Source organism: Streptomyces sp. NPDC001222 (assembly GCF_042896945.1).
In the GTDB taxonomy this organism is placed as follows: domain Bacteria; phylum Actinomycetota; class Actinomycetes; order Streptomycetales; family Streptomycetaceae; genus Streptomyces; species Streptomyces gibsoniae.
This window is the reverse complement of sequence record NZ_JBIAXT010000002.1, coordinates 383,539-404,997: the sequence shown is the minus strand read 5'-3', so window position 1 is coordinate 404,997 and position 21,459 is coordinate 383,539. Positions and strand designations below refer to the sequence as shown.

General features: G+C 70.6%; 22 protein-coding genes. 15 read left to right on the top strand and 7 right to left on the bottom strand.

The window, feature by feature from the left end; translation table 11 throughout:
• Window positions 1-53: 53 nt before the first annotated feature.
• On the top strand, window positions 54-1,181 hold the full coding sequence (locus tag ACFY2Z_RS04885; protein ID WP_390742742.1) for a ferrochelatase: 1,128 nt from the start codon (window positions 54-56) through the stop codon (window positions 1,179-1,181).
• 8 nt (window positions 1,182-1,189) lie between these two features.
• On the top strand, window positions 1,190-2,008 hold the full coding sequence (locus tag ACFY2Z_RS04880) for an inositol monophosphatase family protein (RefSeq protein ID WP_390742741.1): 819 nt from the start codon (window positions 1,190-1,192) through the stop codon (window positions 2,006-2,008).
• A gap of 135 nt (window positions 2,009-2,143) precedes the next feature.
• Here the strand turns inward: ACFY2Z_RS04880 and ACFY2Z_RS04875 are convergent, their stop codons facing one another.
• Window positions 2,144-2,317, bottom strand: a complete 174-nt coding sequence (locus ACFY2Z_RS04875) for a hypothetical protein (protein ID WP_390742740.1) — start codon at window positions 2,315-2,317, stop codon at window positions 2,144-2,146.
• A 418-nt stretch (window positions 2,318-2,735) separates the two neighbouring features.
• Here ACFY2Z_RS04875 and ACFY2Z_RS04870 point away from each other — a divergent pair, with 418 nt between their 5' ends.
• The 4 genes from ACFY2Z_RS04870 to ACFY2Z_RS04855 all read left to right on the top strand — a co-directional run bounded on the left by ACFY2Z_RS04870 (window position 2,736) and on the right by ACFY2Z_RS04855 (window position 6,240).
• Window positions 2,736-3,389 carry a response regulator transcription factor gene (locus ACFY2Z_RS04870; RefSeq protein ID WP_390742739.1) on the top strand — a complete coding sequence of 218 codons (654 nt, stop codon included), beginning with the start codon at window positions 2,736-2,738 and terminating at the stop codon, window positions 3,387-3,389.
• Window positions 3,390-3,394: 5 nt separating this feature from the next.
• A complete protein-coding gene (locus tag ACFY2Z_RS04865; protein WP_390742738.1) occupies window positions 3,395-4,627 on the top strand; it encodes a sensor histidine kinase in 1,233 nt (410 codons plus the stop codon).
• 394 nt (window positions 4,628-5,021) lie between these two features.
• Entirely contained in the window at window positions 5,022-5,318 is a 297-nt protein-coding gene (locus ACFY2Z_RS04860) for a DUF4193 domain-containing protein (RefSeq protein WP_003993510.1), read from the top strand.
• A 13-nt stretch (window positions 5,319-5,331) separates the two neighbouring features.
• Window positions 5,332-6,240, top strand: a complete 909-nt coding sequence (locus tag ACFY2Z_RS04855) for a hypothetical protein (RefSeq protein WP_390742737.1) — start codon at window positions 5,332-5,334, stop codon at window positions 6,238-6,240.
• Between the two features lie 40 nt (window positions 6,241-6,280).
• Here the strand turns inward: ACFY2Z_RS04855 and ACFY2Z_RS04850 are convergent, their stop codons facing one another.
• Entirely contained in the window at window positions 6,281-6,742 is a 462-nt protein-coding gene (locus ACFY2Z_RS04850; RefSeq protein WP_390742736.1) for a DUF3093 domain-containing protein, read from the bottom strand.
• A gap of 58 nt (window positions 6,743-6,800) precedes the next feature.
• On the opposite strand from ACFY2Z_RS04850, the gene ACFY2Z_RS04845 reads away from it, so the two are divergent.
• From ACFY2Z_RS04845 to ACFY2Z_RS04815, 7 genes are all read left to right on the top strand, one after another.
• A complete protein-coding gene (locus ACFY2Z_RS04845; RefSeq protein WP_390742735.1) occupies window positions 6,801-7,385 on the top strand; it encodes a PaaI family thioesterase in 585 nt (194 codons plus the stop codon).
• Window positions 7,382-7,897 (top strand): dUTP diphosphatase, encoded by a 516-nt coding sequence (dut, locus tag ACFY2Z_RS04840; protein ID WP_390742734.1) that lies wholly within the window; start codon window positions 7,382-7,384, stop codon window positions 7,895-7,897. Before ACFY2Z_RS04845 ends, dut begins: the two co-directional genes overlap by 4 nt.
• Before the next feature lies 1 nt (window position 7,898).
• Window positions 7,899-8,663: a DUF3710 domain-containing protein gene (locus ACFY2Z_RS04835; RefSeq protein ID WP_390742733.1), complete on the top strand. Its 765-nt coding sequence runs from the start codon at window positions 7,899-7,901 to the stop codon at window positions 8,661-8,663.
• A gap of 197 nt (window positions 8,664-8,860) precedes the next feature.
• Window positions 8,861-11,404, top strand: coding sequence for an ATP-binding protein (locus ACFY2Z_RS04830; protein WP_390742732.1), 2,544 nt, complete (start codon window positions 8,861-8,863; stop codon window positions 11,402-11,404).
• Window positions 11,401-12,084, top strand: a complete 684-nt coding sequence (locus tag ACFY2Z_RS04825) for a response regulator (RefSeq protein WP_390742731.1) — start codon at window positions 11,401-11,403, stop codon at window positions 12,082-12,084. Before ACFY2Z_RS04830 ends, ACFY2Z_RS04825 begins: the two co-directional genes overlap by 4 nt.
• A 63-nt stretch (window positions 12,085-12,147) precedes the next feature.
• Entirely contained in the window at window positions 12,148-12,546 is a 399-nt protein-coding gene (locus ACFY2Z_RS04820; protein ID WP_390742730.1) for an OB-fold nucleic acid binding domain-containing protein, read from the top strand.
• A gap of 3 nt (window positions 12,547-12,549) precedes the next feature.
• Window positions 12,550-13,314 carry a DUF3159 domain-containing protein gene (locus ACFY2Z_RS04815; RefSeq protein ID WP_390742729.1) on the top strand — a complete coding sequence of 255 codons (765 nt, stop codon included), beginning with the start codon at window positions 12,550-12,552 and terminating at the stop codon, window positions 13,312-13,314.
• A gap of 88 nt (window positions 13,315-13,402) precedes the next feature.
• Here ACFY2Z_RS04815 and ACFY2Z_RS04810 read toward each other — a convergent pair whose 3' ends face one another.
• Together ACFY2Z_RS04810 and ACFY2Z_RS04805 are read right to left on the bottom strand one after the other, a co-directional pair.
• Window positions 13,403-14,080 carry a TrkA family potassium uptake protein gene (locus ACFY2Z_RS04810; RefSeq protein ID WP_365155925.1) on the bottom strand — a complete coding sequence of 226 codons (678 nt, stop codon included), beginning with the start codon at window positions 14,078-14,080 and terminating at the stop codon, window positions 13,403-13,405.
• Entirely contained in the window at window positions 14,080-14,751 is a 672-nt protein-coding gene (locus tag ACFY2Z_RS04805; RefSeq protein ID WP_390742914.1) for a potassium channel family protein, read from the bottom strand. Before ACFY2Z_RS04805 ends, ACFY2Z_RS04810 begins: the two co-directional genes overlap by 1 nt.
• A gap of 390 nt (window positions 14,752-15,141) precedes the next feature.
• Between ACFY2Z_RS04805 and ACFY2Z_RS04800 the strand changes: the two genes are divergently transcribed.
• Window positions 15,142-17,193: an APC family permease gene (locus ACFY2Z_RS04800; RefSeq protein WP_390742728.1), complete on the top strand. Its 2,052-nt coding sequence runs from the start codon at window positions 15,142-15,144 to the stop codon at window positions 17,191-17,193.
• Window positions 17,194-17,312: 119 nt separating this feature from the next.
• Window positions 17,313-18,641 carry a class I SAM-dependent RNA methyltransferase gene (locus ACFY2Z_RS04795; protein ID WP_390742727.1) on the top strand — a complete coding sequence of 443 codons (1,329 nt, stop codon included), beginning with the start codon at window positions 17,313-17,315 and terminating at the stop codon, window positions 18,639-18,641.
• A gap of 428 nt (window positions 18,642-19,069) precedes the next feature.
• Here the strand turns inward: ACFY2Z_RS04795 and ACFY2Z_RS04790 are convergent, their stop codons facing one another.
• The 3 genes from ACFY2Z_RS04790 to rpmB form a co-directional block, all read right to left on the bottom strand.
• Window positions 19,070-20,482, bottom strand: coding sequence for a YibE/F family protein (locus tag ACFY2Z_RS04790; protein ID WP_390742913.1), 1,413 nt, complete (start codon window positions 20,480-20,482; stop codon window positions 19,070-19,072).
• Between the two features lie 373 nt (window positions 20,483-20,855).
• Window positions 20,856-21,161, bottom strand: a complete 306-nt coding sequence (gene rpsN / locus ACFY2Z_RS04785; protein WP_390742726.1) for a 30S ribosomal protein S14 — start codon at window positions 21,159-21,161, stop codon at window positions 20,856-20,858.
• Window positions 21,161-21,397 carry a 50S ribosomal protein L28 gene (rpmB, locus tag ACFY2Z_RS04780; RefSeq protein WP_390742725.1) on the bottom strand — a complete coding sequence of 79 codons (237 nt, stop codon included), beginning with the start codon at window positions 21,395-21,397 and terminating at the stop codon, window positions 21,161-21,163. Before rpmB ends, rpsN begins: the two co-directional genes overlap by 1 nt.
• Between the last annotated feature and the right edge of the window lie 62 nt (window positions 21,398-21,459).

Here is a 21,459-nt window from a genome sequence, read left to right as displayed (position 1 = left end):
AGTACGGGCGGGTGGCGGAGGCGCTGTCGGTGGTGAGTGGCAGGATCGTAGACATGCCCGACGCACTAGATGCCAGCCCGTACGACGCCCTCTTGCTCCTCTCGTTCGGCGGCCCGGAGGGCCCGGACGACGTGGTCCCGTTCCTGGAGAACGTGACGCGGGGCCGGGGCATCCCCAAGGAGCGCCTGAAGGAAGTGGGGCAGCACTACTTCCTCTTCGGCGGGGTCAGCCCCATCAACGGCCAGAACCGCGCCTTCCTGGACGCCCTCCGCAAGGACTTCGCCGGCCACGGCCTCGACCTGCCCGTCTACTGGGGCAACCGCAACTGGGCGCCCTATGTCACCGACACCCTGCGCGAGATGGTCACGGACGGTCACCGCCGCATCCTGGTCCTCGCGACCAGCGCCTACGCCTCCTACTCGGGCTGCCGCCAGTACCGCGAGGACCTCGCCGGAGCCCTGGCCGCACTGGAGGCCGAGGGGCTGGAGCCGCCGAAGATCGACAAGCTGCGGCACTACTTCAACCACCCGGGCTTCGTGGAGCCGATGATCGAGGGCGTCCTGGCGTCCCTGGCCGACCTCCCCGAGGACGTCCGGGCCGGCGCCCACATCGCCTTCACCACCCACTCCATCCCGACCACGGCGGCCGACAGCTCCGGTCCGGCCGAGGGGCACGGGGACGGCGGGGCCTATGTGAGGCAGCACCTGGACGTGGCGCGGCTGATCGCCGACGCCGTGCGCGAGCGCACGGGTGTGGACCACCCCTGGCGGCTCGTCTACCAGTCGCGCTCGGGCGCGCCGCACATCCCCTGGCTGGAGCCGGACATCTGCGACCACCTGGAGGAGCTGCACGGCGCCGGGGTCCCCGCCGTCGTGATGGCGCCGATCGGGTTCGTCTCGGACCACATGGAGGTCCTGTACGACCTGGACACGGAGGCCAAGGCGAAGGCCGAGGAGCTGGGCCTGCCGGTGCGCCGCTCGGCCACCGTCGGCGCCGACCCTCGGTTCGCCGCCGCCGTCCGGGACCTGGTCGTCGAGCGCGCCGCGACCGAGCGCGGGCAGCAGGTGACCCCGTGCGCCCTCGGGGCGCTGGGCCCGAGCCACAACCTCTGTCCGGTGGGCTGCTGCCCGGCCCGCACCCCCAAGCCCGCCGCCGCGGGCGCCGACAGCCCGTACGCGTGAGGAGCACCGTGACCGACCAGGCAGAACCGTCCGAACGACTGAAGGCCGAACTGCTGGACCTCGCCCTGGAGGCGGCGACCCGGGCGGGGACCTTCCTGCGTGAGGCTCGCCCCGACGACCTCGGGGTGGCCGCCACCAAGTCCAGCGCCATCGATGTCGTCACCGAGATGGACATCGCCGCCGAGAAGCTGATCACCGGGCTGCTCACCGACCGCAGGCCCGACGACGGCCTGCTCGGTGAGGAGGGGGCCAGCGGCGAGAGCCGTAGCGGCGTCGAATGGGTGATCGACCCGATCGACGGCACGGTGAACTATCTCTACGGGCTGCCGAGCTGGGCGATCTCCATCGCGGCCCGCAAGGACGGGGAGACCCTCGTCGGGGTGGTCCACGCGCCCATGCGCGAGGAGATGTTCCGGGCGGTCCTGGGCGCAGGCGCGTTCCTGAACGACCGCCCCGCGCACGTGCGCCCCGCGCCCGAGCTGGGGCTCGCCCTGGTGGGCACCGGCTTCGGCTATCTCGCCGAGCGCAAGGCCCAGCAGGCCGAGGTGGCGCGGCGGCTGATCCCCGAGGTGCGGGACATCCGCCGGGGCGGCTCCGCGGCGATCGACCTGTGCGATGTGGCGGCGGGACGCCTGGACGCGTACTACGAACGGGGGCTGAACCCCTGGGACTACGCGGCGGGCGACCTGATCGCCCGGGAGGCGGGCGCCCTGACCGGCGGCCGCCCCGGGGAGCCGATCTCCCCGGCCCTGACGATCGCGGCCCCGCCCGGCCTCTTCGAACGCCTTCAGGCCAGGCTGGACGACCTGGGGGCGTGGCACGACTGACCGGAACCGACCTCCGGGCCCGTTCGGCCGGAGGGGTGAGCGCGCGCGACGGCGCCACGGGCCCCACGCGCCGGCGCCGTACGTGAGACAGGGCCCCGGCCTGGATCTGCCGGGGCCCCGCATCGAGCGAGCTGATCAGACGCGCGTCGCGCCGACTTCCACACCGTGCTCGGCGGCAAGGCGGTGCAGGTCGTCGAGCTCCGACTGTTCGACGTCCACAAGGAAGTCGTCGCCGGTTTCACGGGCACGCGTCAGGTCGGACTCGGTCGCCCGTATGCGCTGCAGAAGTCCTGCGGTGAATGCGTCCATGCTGCGCCCCCTCGTCCTGGGTCGTGGGTCGGTGGCACGGGGGTGTGCCATTGGGAAGGGACGATCACGTCTTCTGGGTGCCCAGCGCTGCCCTGGCTGGGCGGCGACGGTGCCGGACACCCACGCCCGCTCTACGGGAAAGTGGTGAGCAGCCGACCACATGTGGTGTGCCACATGCAGAGCGTGATCGTGGGGTGTAAAGCCGTCCTCCCCCGACGTTCTTCGTCGGAAACCTCAACCGCCCGAGAAAATTTCGCATTCCCTCGCGCCGCGATCGGCGTCCTGGGCCCCGCTCACCCGCCTTACAGCCGGTTTACGGCCGAAAAGGGCAGGATGGAGGTCACACCCACGACAGACCCGCCCGCGGGCTGCCCGCATGGTCCGGGCGCCGCGGGTGGACACAGGAAGGACAAGCGACGTGCGCGTACTCGTCGTCGAGGACGAGCAACTGCTCGCCGATGCGGTGGCCACCGGACTGCGCCGGGAGGCCATGGCCGTCGACGTCGTGTACGACGGTGCGGCCGCCCTGGAGCGCATCGGCGTCAACGACTACGACGTGGTCGTCCTCGACCGGGACCTTCCGCTGGTGCACGGCGACGACATCTGCCGCAGGATCGTCGAGCTGGGGATGCCCACCCGCGTCCTGATGCTCACCGCTTCGGGCGATGTCAGCGACCGTGTCGAGGGCCTGGAGATCGGCGCGGACGACTATCTGCCCAAGCCGTTCGCGTTCAGCGAGCTTATCGCCCGGGTGCGGGCCCTCGGCCGGCGTACGAGCGTGCCGCTGCCGCCCGTTCTGGAGCGCGCCGGGATCAAGCTCGACCCCAACCGCCGCGAGGTCTTCCGCGACGGCAGGGAGGTCCAGCTCGCGCCCAAGGAGTTCGCGGTCCTGGAGGTGCTCATGCGCAGCGAGGGCGCCGTCGTCTCGGCCGAGCAGCTTCTGGAGAAGGCCTGGGACGAGAACACCGACCCGTTCACCAACGTCGTGCGCGTGACCGTGATGACCCTGCGCCGCAAGCTCGGCGAGCCCCCGGTCATCGTCACCGTGCCCGGCTCCGGATACCGGATCTGATCGCCGTGGCCACGACACCCGCACCACCCACGGCACCGCCCAAGCCCACCTGGGACCCCCGGCGGCCCGAACCCCCGTTCCCCTGGCTGCGCCCGACCATCCGGATAAGGCTCACGCTGCTGTACGGCGGCATGTTCCTGATCGCCGGCATCCTGCTGCTGTCGATCATCTACCTGTTCGCGGCGCACGCGCTGAACGTGGGCAGCGAACTGCCGTTCAAGATCCTCTCGGGACAGGTCGCGAGCGACTCCTGCAACTTCCCGTCCCACCCGTCGGCGCCCGAGCTCAACGACGCCATGAACGCCTGTGTGAACGAACAACGCCAGCAGGCCCTGAACAACCTGCTCAGCCGCTCCCTGCTGGCCCTCCTCGGCCTCGCGGTGATCGCCTTCGCCTTCGGCTACGCGATGGCGGGCCGGGTCCTCTCGCCGCTCGGGCGGATCACCCGCACGGCCCGTGCGGTGGCCGGCTCGGATCTGTCCCGGCGGATCGAGCTGGACGGCCCGGACGACGAGCTGAAGGAGCTGGCGGACACCTTCGACGACATGCTGGAGCGACTCCAGCGAGCCTTCACGGCCCAGCAGCGCTTCGTCGGCAACGCCTCCCACGAGCTCCGCACCCCGCTCGCGATCAACCGCACGCTCCTGGAGGTCCATCTGTCGGACCCCGGGGCGCCCGTGGAGCTGCAGCAGCTCGGCAGGACGCTGCTCGCCACCAACGAGCGCAGCGAGCAGCTCGTGGAGGGCCTGCTGCTGCTCGCCCGCAGCGACAACCAGATCGTCGAGCGCAAGCCCGTCGATCTGGCCGAGGTGGCCTCGCAGGCCGTCGACCAGGTGTACGCCGAGGCGGAGGCCAAGGGCGTGGAGATCCGCGGCGACCGTGCTCCCGCGGTCGTCCGGGGCAACGGGGTGCTGCTGGAGCGGATCGCCCTGAACCTCGTCCAGAACGCGGTGCGCTACAACATCCCGGAGGGCGGCTGGGTGGAGGTGACCACCGAGGCTCAGCACGGTCAGGCGGTCCTGGTGGTCACGAACACCGGTCCGGTCGTTCCCGCGTACGAGATCGACAATCTGTTTGAGCCGTTCACGCGGCTGCGGACGGAGCGCACGGGCAGTGACAAGGGCGTCGGCCTGGGTCTGTCCATCGCCCGGTCCGTGGCGCGCGCCCACGGCGGCCACATCACCGCTCAGCCCCGTGAAGGGGGTGGCCTCGTGATGCGCGTCACGCTGCCGGTCTGAGATCATGCCCCGGGGCGCTGCGCGCCGTTCGCTTTGAGCGGAATTTTCGGGCACGAAATCCGGGGGGTCGGTGTGTGATCGATCACAAGGGCACCTTTCCGGCCATCTACTCTCCGTGAGCCCGTGACTCCCGTAAAGCCGGGAAAATCCGGGTTTTCCGGGGGCTTGATCACGGGAAGTACACGATGAGGTGGCTTTGAAGTGCAGCCCCGAGACCGTGTACGGTCCGCTTCGCCATCCAACCCGATCACTCTTGAGGAGTCCGGTTGGGTGTCGATTGAGTAACAGACCTTGATGTGAGGCAAAATCTCCGCCTCGAGGCGGGCACAAGTCCGGCCTCTCACGCGTTACGTGCGCTGGAGACACCCGCAGACACCCAGAGGGGGAGAGCGAAATGGCAACGGATTACGACACCCCACGCAAGACCGACGACGACGTCGACTCCGACAGCCTTGAAGAGCTGAAGGCCAGGAGGAACGACAAGTCCGCGTCGGCCGTAGACGTCGACGAGTTCGAGGCCGCAGAAGGCCTGGAGCTCCCGGGCGCCGACCTCTCCAACGAGGAGTTGGCCGTCCGTGTGCTCCCGAAGCAGCAGGACGAGTTCACCTGCATGAGCTGCTTCCTGGTGCACCACCGCAGCCAGCTGGCCCGGGAGAAGAACGGTCAGCCGATCTGTCGCGACTGCGACTGAGGCGGGGTCGGCCGTGTACGGCTCGACCCCACCTTGGAAGCGCCGCTTCCCGCGCCGGGGAGCGGACCTCGAGCCGCTCGGCGGCTCAGACGGCGTGCGTGACGACGAGCGAGGCTCTTCCGTCGAGGGAATGGAGGGAACAGCCTCGCTCGAACCGGCACCCGCCTCCGCGGCCCCCAAGGGGCCGGAGGCGCATGCCGACCCGCCGGCACCCGTCGCACGCCGTCGTGCGGCCGCCGTCCGGGCCGGGATCGAGGAGGGCGTCCGCAAGGGCGGCAGCAGGGCCAGGGCGGGCCTGGCGTATCTCGCCGACCGGATCATCGACTTGGCCCCGCGGCTCCCCGTACGGGACCTCCAGACCCTCCGCGCACAGTTCCCCGGGCTCGGGCCCGAGGCGCTGGCCGACAAGCTCGTGGCGGGCGCGTCGACGGCTACGGCCACCGTCGGAGCCGGAGTCGGCGCGGCCGCGATGATGCCGGTGCCGCCGGCCATGCCGACCGAACTGGCCACGGAGATCACCGGGGTCGCGGCGATCGAGCTGAAACTGATCGCCGAACTGCACGAGGTCTACGGCGTACGACCGCAGGGGACCCTCACAGAGCGCAGCACCGCGTATCTGAAGTCCTGGTCCGGCGAACGCGGCATCGAGGTGACCAAGCCGTCGACGATAGACGCGGCTCTGGGCGGCCAGATGAAGCGGGAACTGCGGCAGCAGATCATGAGGCGCATGGTCCGCAATCTGCCGAACCTGATGCCGTTCATGGTCGGGGCCGCCGTGGGTGCGGTCATGAACCGACGGGACACCCGGCGCCTCGCGGCACGGATCCGCAGAGATCTGCGACGTCGGCAGGTGCCCTGGGAGGCGCTGCCGCAACTGCCGCCTCTCGAGGAACCGAAGAATCCCCTGGAGCTCGACACCTGACCGCCGGCGACCGGCCGGGTCCGGCTGGGTCAGCGCGTCCCTACGCCTGCGCCCGGGCCGCCTTGAGCGCCGCCGTGAGCCGCTGCGGCTCCCGCGTCGACAGATACAGATACGGCGTCGGGTCGGCCGGGTCCGTGACCTCGACCTTCAGAGCCGTCGGAATGTACGCCCGCAGCAGCATGAAGGCGCGTGTGTCCGCCTTGTACGTGCGCCAGGCGCGCGCCTCCTCCCCGTTCAGCGTCTCCGAGTCGCCGAGCGCCGACAGCGGGATCCGGGCCTCGCCCGCCACGAGCGAGTCCCCCACCACACGGATCCGCACGGAGCCGTAGGAGCTGACCACCACGGCCGAGGCCGCGGTACCGCCGACCAGTCCGCCGAGCAGCGGGAGCGTGCCGAAGGGCAGCAGGACGAGAGCCAGGGCGACACCGACCAGGAGGCACATCAGCCACCAGGAGCGGGGCGCGGTGAGGCGTTCTTCGTACGGCGACGCGGAGAGCTGCATGAGCTCAAGCTTGGCATGGTGTCCGGGAGGCGTTCACGCGCGGGTAAGGTCTGCGGCTGTGAGTGGTACTTCCGCAGCCCTGACGCCCCCCGCCGACGCCGTGGCGCCCGTGCGGCACCCCGCCGCGCCCGCTCCGGGAGAGCTGCTCGGCGCGCACTACGGGCAGTGCTTCGGGTGCGGGGGAGACCAGCCCCATGGACTGCACCTCCAGGCGCGGGCGGGCGAGGGCGTGTCCCTGACCGCCGAGTTCACCGTCCAGCCCGCCCACCAGGGGGCGCCGGGCCTCGCCCACGGCGGCGTGCTCGCCACCGCCCTCGACGAGACCCTCGGCTCCCTGAACTGGCTGCTGCGCACCGTCGCGGTGACCGGACGGCTGGAGACCGACTTCGTGCGGCCGGTTCCCGTGGGTACCGTGCTGTATCTGGAGGCCGAGGTGACGGCCGTGGCCGGACGGAAGATCTACTCCAGGGCCACCGGCCGGGTGGGCGGCCCCGACGGACCCGTCGCCGTCCGCGCCGAGGCCCTCTTCATCGAGGTCAAGGTCGACCACTTCATCGACAACGGCCGCCCGCAGGAGATCAAGGCGGCCATGAACGACCCGGACCAGCTCCGGCGCACACGAGCCTTCGAGGTGAACCCGTGACCCGCGACCCCGTGAACGTGCTGATCCGGCGCGTAGACCCTGACGTACCCCTTCCGGCGTACGCGCACCCCGGAGACGCGGGGGCCGATCTTCGGACCACCGAGAGCTGCGAGCTCGGACCCGGCGAACGGGCCGTGTTGCCCACAGGTGTGTCTGTCGCGCTCCCTGAGGGGTACGCGGCCTTCGTGCATCCGCGTTCGGGTCTCGCCGCGCGCTGCGGTGTCGCCCTCGTGAATGCCCCGGGGACGGTTGATGCCGGGTACCGTGGGGAGATCAAGGTGATCGTGGTGAATCTCGACCCGCGCGAGCCCGTGCGGTTCGAGCGCTTCGACCGGATTGCCCAACTGGTCGTCCAGCAGGTCGAGAGGGTCCGCTTCGAGGAGGTCGCGGAGCTTCCCGGCTCAACGCGGGCCGAGGGGGGCTTCGGGTCCACCGGCGGTCATGCCGCCGTGGGCGGGGCAACGGGTGGGAATCGATACGCTTCGGTCGTATCCGACCGGGAAGGACAGTGACGTGTTCGGACGTCGCAACAAGAAGGGTGCCGCCGGGGACGCGGCCGGCGAGGCCGAGCAGGTCGTCGACGATGTCGACACCGAGGCGGAGGAAGAAGAGGTCGCGCGTGAGCGCGTGAGGCTCGAGCCGGAGCCGCGCCCCGACGGCCCCTGGGACGACACCGAGGTCCGCGAGCCCGGCGAGGGCCGGGTGGACCTGGGCGGTCTGTTCGTGCCCGGGGTCGAGGGCATGGAGCTGCGGGTCGAGGTCGCGGGCGACGCGATCGTCGCGGCGACCGTCGTGCTGCGCGACAGCGCCATCCAGCTGCAGGCCTTCGCCGCGCCCAAGCGCGAGGGCATCTGGGGCGAGGTGCGCGAGGAGATCGCCAGCGGTATCACCCAGCAGGGTGGCATCGTCGACGAGGTCGAGGGGCCGCTGGGCTGGGAGCTGCGCGCCCAGGTGCCGGTGCAGCTGCCGGACGGCACGAGCGGTTTCCAGGTCGTGCGGTTCGTCGGCGTGGACGGTCCGCGCTGGTTCCTGCGGGGTGTGATCTCCGGCCAGGGAGCGGTGCAGCCGCAGGCCGCGGGGCTGCTGGAGCAGATCTTCCGGGACACGGTCGTGGTGCGGGGCGAGGGCCCGATGGCGCCGCGCGACCCGATCGTCCTGAAGCTGCCGAACGACGCGCAGATGGTGCCCGAGGGTGTCCAGCAGGAGGAGGGCGGCTCGCGCTTCTCCGGCGGCATGGGTCAGCTGCAGCGGGGACCCGAGATCACCGAGGTCCGCTGACCGCTCGGCGGACAGGATCGTGCGAGGCCGTATCCCCTGGGGTACGGCCTCCGTCGTACGCGAATCCATGAGTTCATTGGATGCATCAGGGTTGCGTCAAAGACGCACGTCGGGGTGCATCATGTCCGATTTGTCGTAATTGTTGGCCGTAAGGTCGACGAAGCGTACGCAGGTATGTGTGGGAAGACAATGGGGCCATGGGACGCGGCAAGCTTCGGATCTATCTCGGTGCGGCACCGGGTGTCGGCAAGACCTACGCCATGCTGTCCGAGGCCCACCGCCGCATCGAGCGCGGCACGGACTGCGTGGTCGCCTTTGTCGAGCCCCATGACCGTCCGCGCACCGAGGTGATGCTGCACGGCCTGGAGCGGATACCGCGCAAGGAGCTCAACCACCGGGGCGCTGTCTTCACCGAGATGGACGTGGACGCCGTGCTGGACCGCGCCCCCGCCGTCGCCCTGGTGGACGAACTCGCCCACACCAACATCCCCGGCTCGCGCAACACCAAGCGCTGGCAGGACGTCGAGGAGCTGCTCGCCGCCGGGATCGACGTGGTCTCGACCGTCAACATCCAGCACCTGGAGTCCCTCGGCGACGTCGTGGAGTCCATAACGGGCGTACGGCAGCGGGAGACCGTCCCCGACGAGGTGGTGCGCCGCGCGGACCAGATCGAGCTGGTGGACATGTCCCCGCAGGCGCTGCGCCGACGGATGGCACACGGCAACATCTACAAGTCGGACAAGGTCGACGCGGCGCTGTCGAACTACTTCCGGCCCGGAAACCTGACCGCCCTGCGGGAACTCGCCCTGCTGTGGGTGGCCGACCGGGTCGACGAGTATCTGAACGAGTACCGCCGCCGACACCGGGTGTCGACGATCTGGGGCTCGCGTGAGCGGATCGTGGTCGGCCTGACCGGCGGTCCCGAGGGGCGGACCCTGATCCGCCGGGCCGCCCGGCTGGCGGAGAAGGGCGCCGGCGGCGAGGTGCTGGCCGTCTACATCTCCCGCAGCGACGGACTCACCTCCGCCTCGCCCAAGGAGCTGGCGGTGCAGCGCACCCTGGCGGAGGATCTTGGCGGAACCTTCCACCACGTCGTCGGCGACGACATTCCGGCGGCGCTCCTGGACTTCGCCCGCGGAGTGAACGCCACCCAGATCGTCCTCGGCTCCTCGCGCCGCAAGGCCTGGCAGTACGTCTTCGGGCCCGGCGTCGGCGCCACGGTCGCCCGTGAGTCGGGGCCCGACCTCGACGTGCACATCGTCACCCACGAGGAGGTCGCCAAGGGTCGCGGCCTGCCGGTGGCCCGGGGCGCCCGGCTCGGTCGCACCCGCATCATCGCGGGCTGGCTGGTCGGCATCGTCGGCCCGGCCGTCCTCGCGGTGCTGCTGAACGCCGTGGACCTCGGCCTCGCCAACGACATGCTGCTGTTCCTGGCGCTGACCGTGGCGGCGGCCCTGCTGGGCGGTCTCTTCCCCGCGCTCGCCTCGGCGGCCTTCGGCTCCCTGCTGCTGAACTACTTCTACACGCCCCCGCTGCACCGGCTGACGATCGCCGACCCGAAGAACATCGTCGCCATCGCGATCTTCGTCGGGGTCGCGGTGTCGGTGGCCTCTGTGGTGGACCTGGCCGCCCGGCGCACCCACCAGGCGGCACGGCTGCGCGCCGAGTCGGAGATCCTCTCCTTCCTGGCGGGCAGCGTGCTGCGTGGCGAGACCGGCCTGACGGAGATCCTGGAACGGGTGCGCGAGACCTTCGGCATGGAGTCGGCGGCCCTGCTGGAGCGGACGAGCGAGGTCGACCCCTGGACCTGCGCCGGCAGCGTGGGCCCGGGCGCCGCGGTCGAGCGGCCCGAGGACGCCGACGTGGACGTACCGGTGGGCGACCATATGGCGCTCGCGCTGTCCGGACGGGTCCTGCCCGCCTCCGACCGCCGGGTGCTGGCCGCGTTCGCCGCGCAGGCCGCGGTGGTGCTGGACCGCCAGCGCCTGCAGCAGGAGGCCGAACAGGCCCGCGCGCTGGCCGAGGGCAACCGCATCCGCACCGCCCTGCTCGCCGCCGTCAGCCATGATCTGCGCACCCCGCTCGCGGGCATCAAGGCGTCGGTCACCTCGCTCAGGTCGGAAGACGTGGAGTGGTCGGAGGAGGACCGCGCCGAGCTGCTGGCGGCGATCGAGGAAGGCGCCGACCGGCTCGACCACCTCGTGGGCAACCTGCTCGACATGTCCCGCCTCCAGACCGGAACCGTCACCCCGCTCATCCGGTCGATCGACCTGGACGAGGTGGTGCCGATGGCGCTCGGCGGGGTGCCCGAGGACAGCGTCGAGCTGGACATCCCGGAGAGCCTGCCGATGGTCGCCGTGGACGCCGGGCTGCTGGAGCGGACGGTCGCCAACCTGGTCGAGAACGCCGTCAAGTACAGCCCCCTGGGAACGCCCGTCCTGGTCGCCGCGAGCGCCCTCGCCGACCGGGTCGAGGTGCGGGTGGTGGACCGGGGGCCGGGCGTCCCCGACGAGGCGAAGGACCGGATCTTCGAACCCTTCCAGCGCTACGGCGACGCCCCCCGCGGCGCCGGTGTCGGTCTCGGCCTCGCGGTCGCCCGTGGCTTCGCCGAGGCCATGGGCGGCACGCTGAACGCCGAGGACACCCCCGGCGGTGGACTCACGATGGTCCTCTCCCTGCGAGGCGTGGGGAGCCCTCAAGGCCCCGCACGCGTCGCCGAACCAGAAAGGCAAACCACATGACCCGGGTGCTCGTGGTCGACGACGAGCCGCAGATCGTGCGCGCCCTCGTGATCAACCTCAAGGCGCGCAAGTACGAGGTGGACGCGGCTCCCGACGGCGCCACCGCACTCCAGCTCGCCGCCGCTCGCCACCCCGACGTCGTCGTGCTCGACCTCGGACTGCCCGACATGGACGGCGTGGAGGTGATCAAGGGGCTGCGCGGCTGGACCCGGGTCCCGATCCTCGTACTGTCCGCCCGCCACACCTCGGACGAGAAGGTCGAGGCGCTCGACGCGGGCGCCGACGACTACGTCACCAAGCCCTTCGGCATGGACGAACTGCTGGCCCGTCTGCGCGCCGCCGTCCGCCGGGCCGAGCCGAACGGGGCGAGCGAGGACGACGTGCTGGTCGAGACCGACGGGTTCACCGTCGACCTGGCCGCGAAGAAGGTCAACCGGGCCGGGAAGGACGTACGCCTCACCCCTACGGAGTGGCATCTGCTGGAGGTGCTCGTCCGCAACACCGGCCGCCTGGTCAGCCAGAAGCAGCTGCTGCAGGAGGTGTGGGGGCCGTCGTACGGCACGGAGACGAACTATCTCCGGGTGTACATGGCCCAGCTGCGACGCAAGCTGGAGGCGGACCCCTCGCACCCGAAGCACTTCATCACCGAGCCGGGGATGGGATACAGATTCGAGAAGTGACGTCCGCGCGCGGGGCGGCGGCATCCGTGCGGAGCTGTCGGAGCACCCCGGTACGCTTTCTGTATGAGCGCTGTTCCTCGTTCCGGGAAGCCGGTGGGCCGTTTCCGGCGGATGATCGACCGGCTTTCCTCGTCGCAGGAGGATCTGGAGTCCGAGGAACTGCGTGAGGACGCCGAGACCGCGGGATGCACGCGCATCGGCGACTGCCACGACCGGCAGATCGTGACGGTTACTGGTACCTTGCGGACGGTCACGCTGCGCCCGCGGGCCGGTGTACCGGCCCTGGAGGCCGAGCTGTTCGACGGCTCGGCCGCGCTGGACCTGGTCTGGCTCGGCCGGCGTTCCATCGTCGGCATAGAGCCGGGGCGCAAGCTCATGGCCTCGGGCCGGATCTCGCTGAGCCGGGGCCGCAGGGTGCTGTTCAATCCCAAGTACGAACTCAGACCGCTCGGACGGGAGTAGCCGGTGACGTCACTCGAGAAGCCGACCGAAGACGCCCAGCACGATTCACGGGCGGTGACCGAGGCCGCGCTGTTCGAGGCGTTCGGCGGGGTGCGCGGCATGGTCGAGACCGTGGTTCCGGGTCTCTTCTTCGTCACCATCTTCACGATCAACAAAAACCTGCACTGGTCGGCGATCACCGCGCTCGCGGTCTCGCTGTTGCTCGTGGTCGTCCGCCTCGTCATGCGGGACACCGTGAAGCACGCCTTCAGCGGTGTGTTCGGTGTCGCCTTCGGCGTGGTCTTCGCGATGATGACCGGCAACGCCAAGGACTTCTATCTGCCCGGCATGCTCTACACGCTGGGCCTGGCCCTGGCGTACATCATCACCACGCTCGCCGGAGTGCCCCTGATCGGGCTGATCCTCGGTCCGGTCTTCAAGGAGAACCTCTCCTGGCGCACCCGCAACCCGGGTCGCAAGAAGGCGTACACCAAGGCCAGTTGGGCCTGGGGACTGATCCTGCTCGCCAAGTGCGCGATCCTGTTCCCCCTGTACTGGTGGGCCAACACCGCCCAGCTCGGCTGGGTGCTGATCGCGCTCAAGATCCCGCCGTTCCTGCTCGCCGTCTGGCTCACCTGGGTGTTCCTGGCGAAGGCGCCCGCGCCGATCGACGTGTTCGCGGAGATGGAGGCGGAGGAGAAGGCCGAGGAGGAGCGGAAGGCGGCGGCAGCGGCGGCGTCGGCCGTCGACCGGGAGGCCCAGGGCGGCCGCCACCGCCGGGAGTCCTGAGGACCACCGCGAGTCCAGGGGCCTTGCTGGAAAAGCGCCGGGGCGCCCCGACCCGATCGGAGCGCCCCGCAGCCGGTGACTGCGGCGACTAGCCGGCCGAGTCCTCCCGGCGTACCGAGAGCAGATCCTCCAGCTGTCCTTCGCGTGCCTGCGCCGCCACGAACAGCAGCTCGTCGCCCGCCTCCAGAGAGTCCTCCTGGGACGGGGTCAGCACCCGGGTGCCGCGGATGATGGTCACCAGCGAGGTGTCCTGCGGCCACTCCACGTCACCGACCTGCGTGCCGGCCAGGGCCGACTCCGGAGGCAGGGTCAGCTCCACCAGGTTCGCGTCGCCGTGGCTGAAGCGGAGCAGGCGGACCAGGTCGCCGACGCTCACCGCCTCCTCCACCAGCGCCGACATCAGACGCGGGGTGGACACGGCCACGTCCACGCCCCACGCCTCGTTGAACAGCCACTCGTTCTTCGGGTTGTTCACTCGGGCGACGACGCGCGGAACGCCGTACTCCGTCTTCGCCAGCAGGGACACGACCAGGTTCACCTTGTCGTCGCCCGTCGCGGCGATCACCACGTTGCAGCGCTGCAGCGCCGCCTCGTCCAGGGACGTGATCTCGCAGGCGTCGGCCAGCAGCCACTCCGCCTGCGGTACGCGCTCGACCGAGATCGCGGTGGGCGCCTTGTCGATCAGCAGGACCTCGTGCCCGTTCTCCAGCAGCTCGCCCGCGATCGAGCGACCCACGGCACCGGCACCGGCAATGGCGACCCTCATCAGTGCCCGCCCTCTCCTTCAGGCCCCTCGGCGAACGCCGCCTCGACCTTCTCGACGTCGTGCGTCCGCATCATCACGTGCACCAGATCGCCCTCCTGCAAGACCGTCTGCGAGGTGGGCAGCATGGCCTCGCCCAGCCGGGTGAGGAACGCGACGCGGACCCCGGTCTCCTCCTGGAGCCGGCTGATCTTGTGCCCGACCCAGGCCGGCGAGGCGTGCACCTCGGCGAGCTGGACACCGCCGGTGGGGTCCCGCCACAGCGGCTCGGCGCCCGAGGGGAGCAGGCGGCGCAGCATCTGGTCGGCCGTCCAGCGGACGGTCGCCACGGTCGGGATGCCCAGGCGCTGGTAGACCTCCGCACGGCGGGGGTCGTAGATACGGGCCGCCACGTTCTCGATGCCGAACATCTCGCGGGCCACGCGCGCGGCGATGATGTTCGAGTTGTCGCCGCTGGAGACGGCGGCGAAGGCGCCGGCCTCCTCGATGCCCGCCTCGCGCAGGGTGTCCTGGTCGAAGCCCACTCCGGTGACACGGCGGCCGCCGAACCCGGAGCCCAGCCGTCGGAAGGCGGTGGGGTCCTGGTCGATCACCGCGACCGTGTGCCCCTGTTGCTCCAGGGTCTGGGCAAGAGCGGAGCCCACTCTTCCGCAGCCCATGATGACGATGTGCACGACCGTCCTTCCGATGTCAAGGGTCATGGCTCAGTCGAAAACCAACAACAGGGTCTCAGACCGCCGCCCAAGCTACACACGCGCGGTCCGCATAGGGCACCCCTCGGGCACACGTGCCGGACGGCTTCTCGGCTCGGCGACGGCCGATGCCGCGGCCGCCGAGAACTGTCATGATTCCGAGGCCGACGACCCGGGTGCGGGCGCCGGCGAACACCGCGGACGCATACGTGGATCCTCCGAAAGCGGCAACGGAGCGGGTTTTGCCACAGCGGCACGCAGAACTCCTCACCCGCGGAATCCGCAGCGTGACCCCTCCTCGAATTCACTCGTGAGGCAGATCTCCTTCAGCGGCTGGGCTACCCCCGGACCGACCCCTTACGATCCTCTGTTGTGTCCAAACTGACCGACGTGCCCAAACGCATCCTGATCGGGCGCGCCTTGCGCAGTGACCGGCTGGGGGAGACCCTCCTGCCCAAGCGCATCGCACTCCCCGTCTTCGCCTCCGACCCGCTCTCCTCCGTGGCCTACGCCCCCGGCGAGGTGCTGCTGGTCCTGTCCATCGCGGGCGTGTCGGCCTACCACTTCAGCCCCTGGATCGCGGTCGCCGTCGTCGTGCTGATGTTCACGGTGGTCGCCTCGTACCGGCAGAACGTGCACGCCTATCCCAGCGGCGGCGGCGACTACGAGGTGGCGACCACCAACCTCGGCCCCAAGGCGGGCCTCACCGTCGCCAGCGCCCTGCTCGTCGACTACGTCCTCACGGTCGCGGTGTCGATCTCCTCGGGCATCGAGAACCTCGGCTCCGCGATTCCGTTCGTCGTCGAGCACAAGGTCCTCTGCGCGGTGGCGGTGGTCGTGCTGCTCACGCTGATGAACCTGCGCGGGGTCAAGGAGTCCGGCACGCTCTTCGCCATCCCGACGTATGTCTTCGTCGCGGGCGTCTTCATCATGATCGCGTGGGGCGCGTTCCGCGGGCTGGTCCTCGGGGACACCATGCGCGCGCCCACGGCCGCGTACACGATCAAGGCGGAGCACCAGGGACTGGCGGGCTTCGCGCTCGTCTTCCTGCTGCTGCGCGCGTTCTCCTCCGGCTGTGCCGCGCTCACCGGAGTCGAGGCGATCTCCAACGGCGTCCCGGCCTTCCGCAAGCCCAAGTCGAAGAACGCGGCGACGACGCTCGCGATGATGGGCCTGCTCGCCGTCACCATGTTCTGCGGCATCATCGTGCTGGCCATGACGACCAAGGTCCGTATGGCCGAGAACCCGGCCACCGACCTGCTCCACCACGGCGTCGGGCTGGGCTCCGGCTATGTCCAGAACCCGGTGATCTCACAGGTGGCCGAGGCCGTCTTCGGCAAGGGCAGCTTCCTGTTCGTCGTGCTGGCCGCGGCCACCGCGCTGGTGCTGTTCCTCGCCGCGAACACCGCCTACAACGGCTTCCCGCTGCTCGGCTCGATCCTCGCCCAGGACCGCTATCTGCCGCGCCAGCTGCACACCCGCGGCGACCGCCTCGCCTTCTCCAACGGCATCGTGCTGCTCGCGGGCGCGGCCACCATGCTGATCTGTATCTACGGCGCCGACTCGACCCGGCTGATCCAGCTGTACATCGTCGGTGTGTTCGTGTCGTTCACGCTGAGCCAGACCGGCATGGTCCGCCACTGGAACCGGCACCTCGCCACCGAGCAGGACCAGGCCAAGCGCCGCCATATGCGCCGCTCGCGCGGCATCAATGCCTTCGGTGCCTTCTTCACCGGCCTGGTCCTGGTCGTCGTCCTCGTCACGAAGTTCACGCACGGCGCCTGGGTCGCCCTGCTCGGCATGTGCATCTTCTACGCGACGATGACCGCGATCCGCCGCCACTACGACCGGGTGTCCGAGGAACTGGCCGCCCCCGAGGTCCCCACCGACGACAGCGTCCGCCCCTCGCGCGTCCACTCGGTGGTGCTCATCTCCAAGATCCACCGTCCGACCCTGCGCGCCCTGGCCTACGCCAAGCTGCTGCGCACGGACACCCTGGAGGCGCTCAGCGTCAACGTCGACCCGGCGGAGACGAAGGCGCTCAAGGAGGAGTGGGAGCGGCGCGGCATCGACGTACCGCTGAAGATCCTCGACTCGCCGTACCGCGAGATCACGCGACCGGTGATCGAGTACGTGAAGAGCCTGCGCCGTGAGTCCCCTCGCGACGCCGTCTCCGTGATCATCCCCGAGTATGTCGTCGGCCGCTGGTACGAGCATCTGCTGCACAACCAGAGCGCACTGCGGCTCAAGGGCCGGCTGCTGTTCACGCCGGGCGTCATGGTCACCTCGGTGCCGTACCAGCTGCAGTCGTCCGAGCTGGCGAAGCAGCGGGCCCGCAGGCGGCAGGACTGGAACGCGCCCGGCGCGGTCCGGCGCGGCCCGGCGGAGCAGCGCCCCAGGGAGTCCTCGGCCTCGCAGGGCTGAGGCCCCCGCACGGCATTCATGGTGAACGGCCGGGTGACAGCCACGTAGACTGGTGGGCTGTCGTCCGGCCGCATCGATTGCGGCCCGTCCCCTCATCTCTGATCTGGAGTCGTCCCACCATGCAGGCAGAACCGAAGAAGTCGCTGGTGGGCGAGGAGTACGAGGTCGAGATCGGCCCGGTCGCCCACGGTGGCCACTGCATCGCCCGTACCGAGACCGGTCAGGTCCTCTTCGTCCGGCACGCCCTGCCCGGGGAGCGGGTGGTGGCTCGGGTGACGGAGGGCGAGGAGGGCGCCCGTTTCCTGCGCGCGGACGCGGTGCGGGTGCTGGAGGCGTCGAAGGACCGTGTCGACGCACCCTGCCCGTACGCGGGTCCCGGCCGCTGCGGCGGCTGCGACTGGCAGCACGCCAAGCCGGGCGCGCAGCGCAGGCTGAAGGGCGAGGTCATCGCCGAGCAACTGCGGCGGCTCGCGGGCCTGACCCCCGAGGAGGCGGGGTGGGACGGCACGGTGATGCCGGCCGAGGGCGACAAGCTGCCGGTGGGCGAGGTGCCGCAGTGGCGCACCCGGGTCCAGTACGCGGTGGACCCCGCCGGGAGGGCGGGTCTGCGCCGGCACCGCTCGCACGAGGTCGAGCCGGTCGACCACTGCATGATCGCCGCCGAGGGCGTCAGTGAGTTGGGCATCGAGAAGCGGGACTGGACGGGCATGGACTCCGTCGAGGCCATCGCGGCGACGGGTTCGCAGGACCGCCAGGTCATCCTGACGCCGAAGCCGGGCGCGCGACTGCCGCTGGTCGAACTGGACAAGCCGGTCTCGGTCCTGCGGATCGACGAGAGGACGGGGGGCGTGCACCGCGTCCACGGCCGCCCCTTCGTCCGCGAACGCGCCGACGGCCGTACGCACCGCGTCGGCAACGGAGGCTTCTGGCAGGTCCACCCGAAGGCGGCGGACACCCTCGTGACGGCGGTGATGCAGGGCCTGCTGCCGCGCAAGGGCGAGACCGCGCTCGACCTGTACTGCGGTGTCGGCCTCTTCGCCGGCGCACTCGCCGACCGGCTCGGCGAGAAGGGCGCGGTGCTCGGCATCGAGTCCGGCAAGCGCGCGGTGGAGGACGCCCGGCACAACCTCGCCGACTTCCCCCGGGTGCGCATCGAACAGGGCAAGGTCGAATCGGTCCTGCCGCGCACCGGCATCACGGAGGTCGACCTGATCGTCCTGGACCCGCCCCGCGCCGGCGCGGGCCGCGAGACGGTGGCCCACCTCTCATCACTGGGCGCACGCCGCATCGCCTACGTGGCCTGCGACCCGGCAGCCCTCGCCCGGGACCTGGGGTACTTCCGGGACGGCGGGTACCGGGTGCGGACGCTGCGGGCGTTCGACCTGTTTCCGATGACGCATCATGTGGAGTGCGTCGCGATCCTGGAGCCTGCTGCAAAGGGCTCCTGACCTGCGGGTCACGTCAGCAGCCCGGCGGCCTGGAAGCCCGTCAGGTACGACGGCGGCTCCAGCCCCACGGGACGCTCCTCGATCTTCCCCAGCGTGATCGGGGGCCGCTTGCGACGGGCCTGGCGCACCGCCCGTGCGGTGGCCGCGTTCCCCGCGGCACAGCTGGAGGGCCGGCAGGGCGTGGGCGGGTGGAGCGACGGTGCGGGACGCCCGGGGCGCCCGGTGGGAAGTACCGGTCCTGCCGTCCCCTGACTGCTGCTGTGTCCGCACGGCCTCAACCTGATCGAGAGCGGGACGCGTCAAGGTTCCTCCCGTCGCTCCCGCCACATGGCCTCACCGGCGCCAACGTGGGTTCAGCTCCTGTGCCTCTGAAGGTCATGTGGCGATCTTGGAGCCGGTAGCGAAGGGCTTCTGATCCACGAGCGTTCTCAACGCTTGCGTCGGCGTCCGCCTCGGCCCGTAGCCGGTCCACCGGTCGCCGCCGCGCTCGCTGTCGCCGTCTCTGTCCGCGGTCCGGGTCGGTCCGCCGAGACCACCAGGGCGGCCAGGGCCGTGGTGACCGGTACCGAGGCGACCAGGCCGATCGAGCCGACCAGGGTGCGCACGATCTCCTCGGCGACCAGCTCGCTGTTGGCGACCGTGCCCACGCTGCTCTGCGCTATGGAGAACAGGAGGAGCAGGGGCAGGGCGGCACCCGCGTACGCCAGGACGAGCGTGTTGACGACCGAGGCGATGTGGTCGCGGCCGATGCGGATGCCCGCGCGGTAGAGCCCGCGCCAGCCCATCGTCGGGTTGGCCTCGTGCAGTTCCCAGACTGCCGACGTCTGGGTCACCGTGACGTCGTCGAGCACGCCGAGGGATCCGATGATGACGCCGGCGAGCAGCAGACCGCTCATGTCGATGTGCGGGTACAGGCCGTGGATCAGGCCGGTGCTGTCGTCCGTGTTGCCGGTCAGAGCGGCCCAGCCGATGAACAGCGAGCCGAGGACGCCGATCAGCGACAGCGACACCAGCGTGCCGAGCACCGCCACCGACGTACGGGCCGACAGGCCGTGGCACAGGTACAGGGCGATCAGCATGATCGCGCTCGATCCGACCACCGCCACGAGCAGCGGGTTCGAGCCCTGCAGGACCGCGGGCAGGATGAAGAAGTTCAGTACCAGGAAGCTGATGGCCAGGGCGATCAGCGCCATCACACCGCGCAGTCGGCCCACCAGCACGACGGCGAGCGCGAAGCCCGCGGCCAGCAGTCCCATGGGGAATCGGCGGTTCACGTCGGAGACCGAGTACTGCAGGCCTGCCGGTGCCGAGGGCTCGTAGGCGACCACGACCTTCTCGCCCTGGTGCAGCTGCCGTGACTGGTCGGGCTGCACGATCTCGGTGAACGTACGGCCCTTGTCCTTGCCGGTGTCGACCCGCACCGTCGCCTTCTTGCAGGTGCCGTTCGCCTCCTGCTCGGCCGATGTGCCCTCGGCGGTGGAGGTGTCGCCGGTCGGGGTCTCGCCGGAGGCGTTCACCGACTTGCAGCTCACTTCGACCACTCTGCTGACCGTGGCCTGCTGTGTCTGCTGGTCGAAGCCGACGCCGGTGCGCTTGTGCGGCGGCGCACCGCCCGGCCACAGCACCACGATCGCCACCACGACGGCGGCGGTGAAGGGGATCAGGATCGCCGCGATGACCTTGCGCAGATGCCGGGAGACGGGCGCCGCCGGGCCGTAGCTGTGGCCGTGTGTGTGTCCGTGACCGCCGGAGCCCGCCTCCGGGTCGTGGTCGGGGCCAGGTCCGGAGCCGGGCGCCGGGGCGTACCCGTTGTCCCGCACGGGGGCATGCCCGTGGCGCATGGACGGAGGGGAGGGGAGGCGGCCCGTGCCGGTGTCGGGGCCGTAGCCGAGGCGGGGTCCCGGCTCGGGAGGCGCCCCGTACTCGTAGTCGTAGCCGTGTCCGTACTCGCTCGCGCGAGCGCCCCCGGACGGAGGCGGGTTGCCGACGCCGTTCCAGTCTCCGGCACCGTTCCGGTCAGCCGCTCCCATACCGTCTCCCTCGCGGTTGTCCATGCCCCCTCCCGAGCCGTCCTGCATGGGGCGGCTCCGAGGAAGAGTACGGGAGCGCTGTGCCGTGGTCTCAGCCACGATCACCGCCCTCGCGCCTCCCGGTGCGGGCACACAGGGGGCCGCAGGGGACTCGGCCTCGAAGGGTGAGGGGATCTGGCCCAGGTCACCAGCTGCTCTTGGTCACGCCGGGGAGCTCGCCCGCGTGGGCCATCTCACGTACGCGGATGCGCGACAGGCCGAAGGCGCGCAGATGGCCGCGGGGGCGGCCGTCCACGGAGTCGCGGTTGCGCAGGCGCGTGGCGCTGGCGTCGCGGGGCTGGCGGCGCAGTTCGCGCTGAGCGGCGGCGCGTTCGTCGTCGGACGTACGGGGCGACGAGATGATCGCCTTCAGCTCGGCGCGGCGCTCGGCATGGCGGGCCACGACGAGGCGCCGCTGTTCATTTTTCGCGATCTTGCTCTTCTTCGCCATCAGATCTTCCCTCCGCGGGCGCGGATGCGGGCCACGGCGGCCTCGATACCGATCGCGTCGACCGTCCTGATGCCCTTGGTGGAGAGGGTGAGCCGGACGTGACGGCCTTCGCTCGGCAGCCAGTAGCGCTTGTGCTGGATGTTGGGGTCGAAACGGCGCTTGCTGCGCCGGTGCGAGTGGGAGATGTGGTGGCCGAATCCGGGCTGTCGGCCGGTGAGTTGGCAGTGGGCTGACACGGTTCCTCCTTGTTGTGGTGGCAGCACACTAGCCCTAAATGAAAATGAAAACCAATCTCCTG

Coding starts and splice junctions, on each gene's coding strand:
- ACFY2Z_RS04825 (WP_390742731.1), top strand. CDS start 11,401: ATGACCCGGGTGCTCGTGGTCGACGACGAGCCGCAGATCGTGCGCGCC.
- ACFY2Z_RS04830 (WP_390742732.1), top strand. CDS start 8,861: ATGGGACGCGGCAAGCTTCGGATCTATCTCGGTGCGGCACCGGGTGTC.
- ACFY2Z_RS04820 (WP_390742730.1), top strand. CDS start 12,148: ATGAGCGCTGTTCCTCGTTCCGGGAAGCCGGTGGGCCGTTTCCGGCGG.
- ACFY2Z_RS04795 (WP_390742727.1), top strand. CDS start 17,313: ATGCAGGCAGAACCGAAGAAGTCGCTGGTGGGCGAGGAGTACGAGGTC.
- rpsN (WP_390742726.1), bottom strand. CDS start 21,161: ATGGCGAAGAAGAGCAAGATCGCGAAAAATGAACAGCGGCGCCTCGTC.
- ACFY2Z_RS04790 (WP_390742913.1), bottom strand. CDS start 20,482: ATGCGCCACGGGCATGCCCCCGTGCGGGACAACGGGTACGCCCCGGCG.
- ACFY2Z_RS04860 (WP_003993510.1), top strand. CDS start 5,022: ATGGCAACGGATTACGACACCCCACGCAAGACCGACGACGACGTCGAC.
- ACFY2Z_RS04875 (WP_390742740.1), bottom strand. CDS start 2,317: ATGGACGCATTCACCGCAGGACTTCTGCAGCGCATACGGGCGACCGAG.
- ACFY2Z_RS04850 (WP_390742736.1), bottom strand. CDS start 6,742: ATGCAGCTCTCCGCGTCGCCGTACGAAGAACGCCTCACCGCGCCCCGC.
- ACFY2Z_RS04885 (WP_390742742.1), top strand. CDS start 54: ATGCCCGACGCACTAGATGCCAGCCCGTACGACGCCCTCTTGCTCCTC.
- ACFY2Z_RS04810 (WP_365155925.1), bottom strand. CDS start 14,080: ATGAGGGTCGCCATTGCCGGTGCCGGTGCCGTGGGTCGCTCGATCGCG.